Origin of the sequence: Sulfurovum sp. (assembly GCF_049668085.1) — a bacterium.
Taxonomy (GTDB): domain Bacteria; phylum Campylobacterota; class Campylobacteria; order Campylobacterales; family Sulfurovaceae; genus Sulfurovum.
In genome coordinates, this window is sequence record NZ_JBATIY010000178.1 from 1 (window position 1) to 6516 (window position 6516).

Annotated in this window: 8 protein-coding genes; 3 read left to right on the top strand and 5 right to left on the bottom strand. The window is 38.5% G+C overall.

Annotated elements, in window-relative coordinates; genetic code table 11:
- From WBM70_RS10900 to dbpA, 3 genes are all read left to right on the top strand, one after another.
- A partial coding sequence (locus WBM70_RS10900) for a DUF465 domain-containing protein (RefSeq protein WP_424558534.1) occupies positions 1–144 on the top strand: 144 nt, incomplete at its 5' end.
- An 86-nt stretch (positions 145–230) separates the two neighbouring features.
- A complete protein-coding gene (locus WBM70_RS10905; protein ID WP_424558528.1) occupies positions 231–1010 on the top strand; it encodes a hypothetical protein in 780 nt (259 codons plus the stop codon).
- Position 1011: 1 nt separating this feature from the next.
- A complete protein-coding gene (gene dbpA / locus WBM70_RS10910; protein WP_424558529.1) occupies positions 1012–2373 on the top strand; it encodes an ATP-dependent RNA helicase DbpA in 1362 nt (453 codons plus the stop codon).
- Here the strand turns inward: dbpA and WBM70_RS10915 are convergent.
- From WBM70_RS10915 to WBM70_RS10935, 5 genes are all read right to left on the bottom strand, one after another.
- Entirely contained in the window at positions 2370–2984 is a 615-nt protein-coding gene (locus WBM70_RS10915) for a DedA family protein (protein WP_424558530.1), read from the bottom strand. The two genes, dbpA and WBM70_RS10915, sit on opposite strands and share 4 nt — an antisense overlap.
- A gap of 9 nt (positions 2985–2993) precedes the next feature.
- Complete coding sequence (accA, locus tag WBM70_RS10920) at positions 2994–3929, bottom strand: acetyl-CoA carboxylase carboxyl transferase subunit alpha (protein WP_424558531.1); 936 nt, start codon at positions 3927–3929, stop codon at positions 2994–2996.
- Between the two features lie 10 nt (positions 3930–3939).
- Positions 3940–5157, bottom strand: coding sequence for a beta-ketoacyl-ACP synthase II (locus tag WBM70_RS10925; protein WP_424558532.1), 1218 nt, complete (start codon positions 5155–5157; stop codon positions 3940–3942).
- A 93-nt stretch (positions 5158–5250) separates the two neighbouring features.
- Positions 5251–5478 carry an acyl carrier protein gene (acpP, locus tag WBM70_RS10930; RefSeq protein WP_309497851.1) on the bottom strand — a complete coding sequence of 76 codons (228 nt, stop codon included), beginning with the start codon at positions 5476–5478 and terminating at the stop codon, positions 5251–5253.
- Positions 5479–5686: 208 nt separating this feature from the next.
- On the bottom strand, positions 5687–6516 hold an 830-nt coding region (locus WBM70_RS10935; RefSeq protein WP_424558533.1), incomplete at its 5' end, for a TonB-dependent receptor domain-containing protein.

A 6516-nucleotide genomic window follows, 5' to 3' on the forward strand; every position in this document is an offset into this window, starting at 1 on the left:
GCACTTGACCAGCAAGTTGAAGATGCAGAAGCAGGACGTACTCTTTTGACAGATGTTGAGCTTGAAACACTTAAAAAAGAAAAACTTCTTTTAAAAGATGAAGCATACAAAATGATCTTAGACTATAGAAAAGCTCAGGCATAATTTTAGTCTTCAAATCTTCATGGGCTTTTGCCCATATATTAATCTTCTCACCCCATAACATTTTTAATACAATTATAGGATTACTCATGAAATTTTTACCACTTTTACTTATTACCCTTATTACAACATTTACCTATGCTGTAGAACCTGGACATGAAGGTCACGACCATGCAAAAGGTGATCATCAGGATAAAGTACAAAAAACTCAGGGGATATACTACGGTAAAATACTCGAGATCAAAGATGCCATGGGATATAAATATCTTAAGATCAATGAAGAGGGTAAAGAACTTTGGGTAGCCATAGCCAATGCCCCTGTTGCAGTCGGTGACAAGATAGGCTATGACAAAAGAACTATCATGCATAACTTTGAAAGTAAAACTTTAGGTAAGACATTTAAAGAGATCATATTTGCCTCAGATGTCTATCTACCACAAAAAGCCCAGCAACCTAAAAGCATGAAAGAGATGTTGGACCTCCATAATAAAAATCCACACAACAGTACAGGTACAGGTATCTCACCCACAACAGATGAAAAACCGGCACAACCTTTTGTCAAAAAAGATATGTATACTGTCGAAGAAGTACATATGTGGAGGAACTATTTGAAAGATCAGATCATCTCTCTGGAAGGTACTATCTCCAAAGTCTCTCGCAACATTATGAAACGTGATTGGATACATGTAGGTGATGGTACGGGTGATAAGAAGAATCTTACAGATGACTTGGTATTTACCGCTACATCAACTAAGGTAAAAGCCGGAGACAAAGTCCTTGCCAAAGGTAAAGTCATTGTCAATAAAGATTTTGGTTATGGATATTTTTATAAAGTACTCATCCAAGATGCCACATTTGAAGTCAAATAGCATGAAAACATTTGAGAGCATCGAAGCCTTTCCTAAAATGCTTCTGGAAACGCTGAAGGCACTTCACTTCACAACAATGACCGAGATACAAGAAAAGGCTATCAGTCCTATCTTGGAAGGTAAAGACATCTTGGCACAATCCAAAACGGGTTCAGGAAAAACTTTGGCCTTTGGGTTACCTTGTGTAGTCCGAACAGACATAGAGAAAAACAAACCTCAAACTATTATCATTACACCTACACGTGAACTCTCTGATCAAATAGCAGTTGAACTTAGAAAAGTAGCTGCCTATAAACCTAACCTCAAAATACTTACACTCTATGGAGGTGTACCACTCCGTGCCCAAGCTGAATCAATTGCCAAAGGTGCTCATATACTCATAGGTACCCCTGGACGAATACAAGATCATTTAGCTAAAGAGACCCTGGTACTAGACAGTATCCAGACACTGGTACTGGATGAAGCAGATCGTATGCTGGACATGGGTTTCTATGATGAAATAGTCAAGATTGGTTCTAACATGCCACGTGCCAAGCAAACCCTGCTCTTCTCAGCGACATTCCCTGAGAAGATAGAAAAACTTGCCAAGGCACTACTGAAGCAACCTGTCACGATAAAAGTAGACACGATACAAGAGAGTGACAAGATAGATGAAATAGTCTATGAGACATCTGATAAATTTAAAACACTTACGGCACTGATCCAGTCTTATAAACCAGAATCACTTCTGATCTTTTGCAATACCAAAGCAGAAGTGATCTCCTTGACAGATATGTTGCATCAACGTGGGCACTCAGTTATAGATATCCATGGTGACCTTGAGCAAAGAGAACGTAATGAATCAGTGATCGTTTTCTCCAATAGATCTAAACGTATCATGGTGGCAACCGATGTAGCTTCAAGAGGTCTAGATATCAAAGATATCGCACTGGTTATCAACTATGACCTCCCTTTTGATAAGGAAGTCTATACACACCGCATAGGACGCACAGGACGTGCAGATGCAAGAGGCACAGCCATTTCACTCTATAGTGCTAATGATAGTGAAAAATGCGCATATATCACTTCTCAAGCACGTAAAGCACTCATGAAAGATCTACGTGTGGACGCATCATTTAAAATGGTATCAGAATACGATACACTATGCATTAACGGTGGTAAAAAAACCAAACTTCGTGCAGGCGATATACTGGGTACTTTCTGTAAAGAGATAGGTATTGATCCAAAAATGATAGGAAAGATAAACATTATAGACACCAAGTCCTATGTTGCACTGCATCATAGTGTGATAGAGAGGGTCTTTAAAGCATTAAAGAAAACAACGATCAAGAAGAAAAAATATATAGCCTGGATATTGAGCTAATCTTCCAGTATCTCTTTTCTTCGTTTGTTTCTTACTATATAGAAAAGTGTGATCAATACCACACATAGCAGTGCTATCAATGTTGCAGACTGTAGATACTCAGAAATAAGTGCTTCATTGGACCCTAGTATATACCCCAAGGCAACCAAAACAATGACCCAAATACCAGCACCTAAGGCTGAATAAAAAGCAAACTTAGCCATATTCATACGTGCTAGACCTGCCGGAAGAGAGATAAGTTGTCGTATACCCGGAATAAGTCTTCCATTGAATGTGGAAAGTTCCCCGTGTTTGACAAAAAAGGCTTCGAGTCTATCTAATGTTTCTTCTTTGATAAAAAAGTATTTACCGTAACGTAAAATGAATTTTCTTCCAAAATGCATCGCCAAATAGTAGTTAAAAAGTGCGCCTGCTACAGAGCCCAATATACCTGCCAAGACAACAATATAAAGGTTCATTTCACCTTTATAAGCCAAATATCCTGCAGGTATCATAACAATTTCACTAGGGAAAGGGAAGAAAGTACTCTCAAGGAACATGAGAAGAAAGATACCCCAATAGCCCATATCACCAATATAACCTACAATGGTTTGGGCTATCTCGTGTATCATTAAAAGATGTTATTCGCTATATGCGCCAACGGCAGTCAGTCTTTTATAACGTTGATCAAGAAGTTCATCTACTGAAAGCTCTCTTAATGCTTTAACCGTCTCAAGGAAATATTTCTTGATCGCATCAGCCGTGGTTTCTTTATCACGGTGTGCACCGATCAATGGCTCATCAAGTATATCATCTACCAAACCATGTTCTAGTAGATCGCTTGGTGTGATCTTCAATGCTTTGGTTGCAGCTTCTACTTTAGTCGGATCATTCCATAGAATCGCAGAACATCCTTCAGGCGAGATAACTGCAAATACAGAGTAGCGCATCATTGCAAGTTTATCTGCTACACCGATAGCAAGTGCTCCACCTGAGCCACCTTCACCAATGACTATGGAAACCATCGGTACCTTCACTGAGGCAAATTCAAAAAGGTTTTTTGCGATAGCTTCACTCTGACCTCTCTCCTCTGCACCCAAGCCTGGATATGCACCCGGAGTGTCTATTAGCATCAATACTGGAATATCAAATTTTTCTGCCATTTTCACCGCACGCAATGCTTTTCTGTATCCTTCAGGATTTGGCATACCAAAGTTTCTTTTGATCTTATTTTTAACACCACGTCCTTTTTGCTCACCTATCAGCATGGTCTTCTGACCATTGATCCAACCAATATAACATAAGATAGCAGGGTCATCTCTAAACGCTCGATCACCATGAATTTCATACGCATCATGCATTAAAAGTTTGATGTAATCTAAAGCATAAGGTCTATCTGGATGACGTGCAAGTTGAAGTTTTTGAAAGTCAGTAAGAGCACTAAAGGTCTTTTGTACTTCTTTTTCCAACTCAGCTTGATACTTGTTAACAGCCTCAAAATTTGCGATGGCATGTGCCGATACAATCTCTTCTTGTATCTTTTCAATTTTGCTCTCAAAATCTAAATAAGTTGCCATGCATGAACCCTTATATTTTCTTAAAGATAACTACGCCGTTTGTACCACCAAAACCAAATGAATTACTCATAGTAATGTTGATATCTGCTTTTCTAGCCTCATTAGGTACATAATCCAAATCACAGTTCTCATCAGGTGTTGTATAGTTAATGGTTGGAGGAAGGACACCATCTCTCATAGCCATAAGACATACAACTGCCTCTATAGCACCTGCCGCACCAAGACAGTGTCCCAACTGCCCCTTGATAGAACTGACTGGAGGACAATTCTCTTTACCACCGAACAGTTCTTTCAGTGCAGCTGTTTCATTTTTATCATTGATCGGTGTTGATGTACCATGCGCATTAACATAGTCTACTTTTGGCTCACCTGCCATTTTATACGCACCCTTCATCGCACGAAGAGGTCCATCCATAGTTGGTGTCGTAATGTGATTTGCATCACCACTTTCACCAAATCCAATGAGTTCACCATAGATTGTTGCACCTCTTGCAACAGCATCATCATAACTCTCTAATACCAGTGCAGCTGCACCTTCACCCATTACAAAACCATCACGATCCGTATCAAATGGTCTAGATGCAGTTTGAGGGTCATCATTTCTTGTAGAGAGTGCTTTCATCGCAGCAAATCCACCGATACCTACTTCACAGATAGCAGATTCTGCACCAACAACCAACATTTTATCTGCAGTTCCGACCATAATAGACTTTGCAGCTTCACCGATCGCATGTGTACCAGCAGCGCAAGCAGTTACAGATGAGAGATTTGGACCTTTAAGTCCTTGATAGATAGAGATAAATCCACCCAGCATATTTACTAGAGAGGAAGGGATGAAGAATGGAGAGATTCTTCTCGGTCCTCTTGTTGCACATACCACTGAGTTCTTTTCAATATTTGGCAGTCCACCTATACCTGAAGCAGAGGCAACACCAAATCTTTCCATATCTACATCTTCTGGAAGTTTTGCATCTTCCATAGCTTCAAGAGCAGCTTTAAGCCCAAGTTGTATAAATCTGTCAGCTTTCTTTGCTTCTTTTGCGTCAAGCACAGTAAGTGGATCAAAATCAGTTATTTCACCAGCGATGCTCACAGAATGTTTTTCTGTATCGAATAACTCAATATTTTTGATACCGCATTTTCCCTCTACGATAGCAGAAAATGCACTTTCTTTATCTAGTCCTAGGGAATTTATCATTCCTAAACCTGTAACTACAACTCTTTTCACTGGCTCTCCTATTCCACTTTATATAAAATATATATTAATACTTCAGAAAATACTAATAGATACTTTATTAAATTCCCCAAAGGGGAACTCAACTTATACGTTTTCGATAAATTTAATAGCGTCAGATACAGTTGCTATAGCTTCTGCTTGATCATCAGGAATTTCGATATCGAACTTCTCTTCAAGTGCCATTACCAACTCAACAACATCAAGACTATCAGCCCCAAGATCTTCTACGAACTTAGACTCTTCTTTAACCTCATCCGGGCTCACATTTAGTTGCTCTACAACTACTTCTTTTACATCATCAAATAATGCCATTGACTTCTCCTTAAGTTTGTTAAAAATACGTCTCATTATAACAAAAAAAGTATAAAAATCTTATATTTCCAATGAAATCGCTGTATGAGTATATATAAATTAGGGTTTTGTGTAAAAAAAGAAGTGGAAGTGTTTATAAAAACACTTCATGTGACTACCTATGAATCACTATATGGTATTTCACCATGTAGTGATTCATCTGATATACTTAGAATTTATACTTGATATTCGTATATACATAACGTCCTGGTTCATTCAGAAGCATGATATTAGTATCAACGCCTATTGCCGGAAGCAACGTTATATCTTTATATGTATTTGTGACGGCATATGTAGAATCAAATAGATTATCCACACCAACAGTCAATTCAAAGTGTTTACCGAACTTCTTTGTTCCTTTTAAATTAAGTACAGCATATGAGTCCAGTTCCTGTTCACCATTGTCTGCATCAAAATTTGACCATTCCCCAGATGCGATCACATCTGCTCTCAGTGCCAAACTCTCATCATAGTCATAATTCATGGAACCATTGAATTTAAATGGTGGAACCTCTGGAAGATCTGTATCTGTTTGACCTGCTAGAGGATCGTCTTTTTTACCTCTTTGGTAAGACATACCATAATCAAAATAGAGTGCATCAGTTGCAACATAGGATCCGCTAAGTTCCACTCCCCATATGGTTGCATCAACATTTTCAAGATTATTGGTCATTCTGTCTGCATTATAGGCTATGAAATCATTTAGCATACTATAAAATGCTTTTGCTTTGACCGTTGCATTTTCATATTGTTTTTCAGCACCTATATCAAATTCATAGTTCACTGTATTTTCCAAGTCTGGTGTTCCTACAGGTCGAGGAGGCATACCTGGCATTATTAAGTAGAGTTCTCTTGCATCAGGTACTCTTGATGATTTTCCAAAACCCGCATAATATTTAGTACTTTCATCTGCATTATAGGTTCCCAATACATAGCCATTTAGCTCATTGTAGTCATTTTTGGGTTGATTAGGATTTTCAGAAGTGATCTCTGTATCAT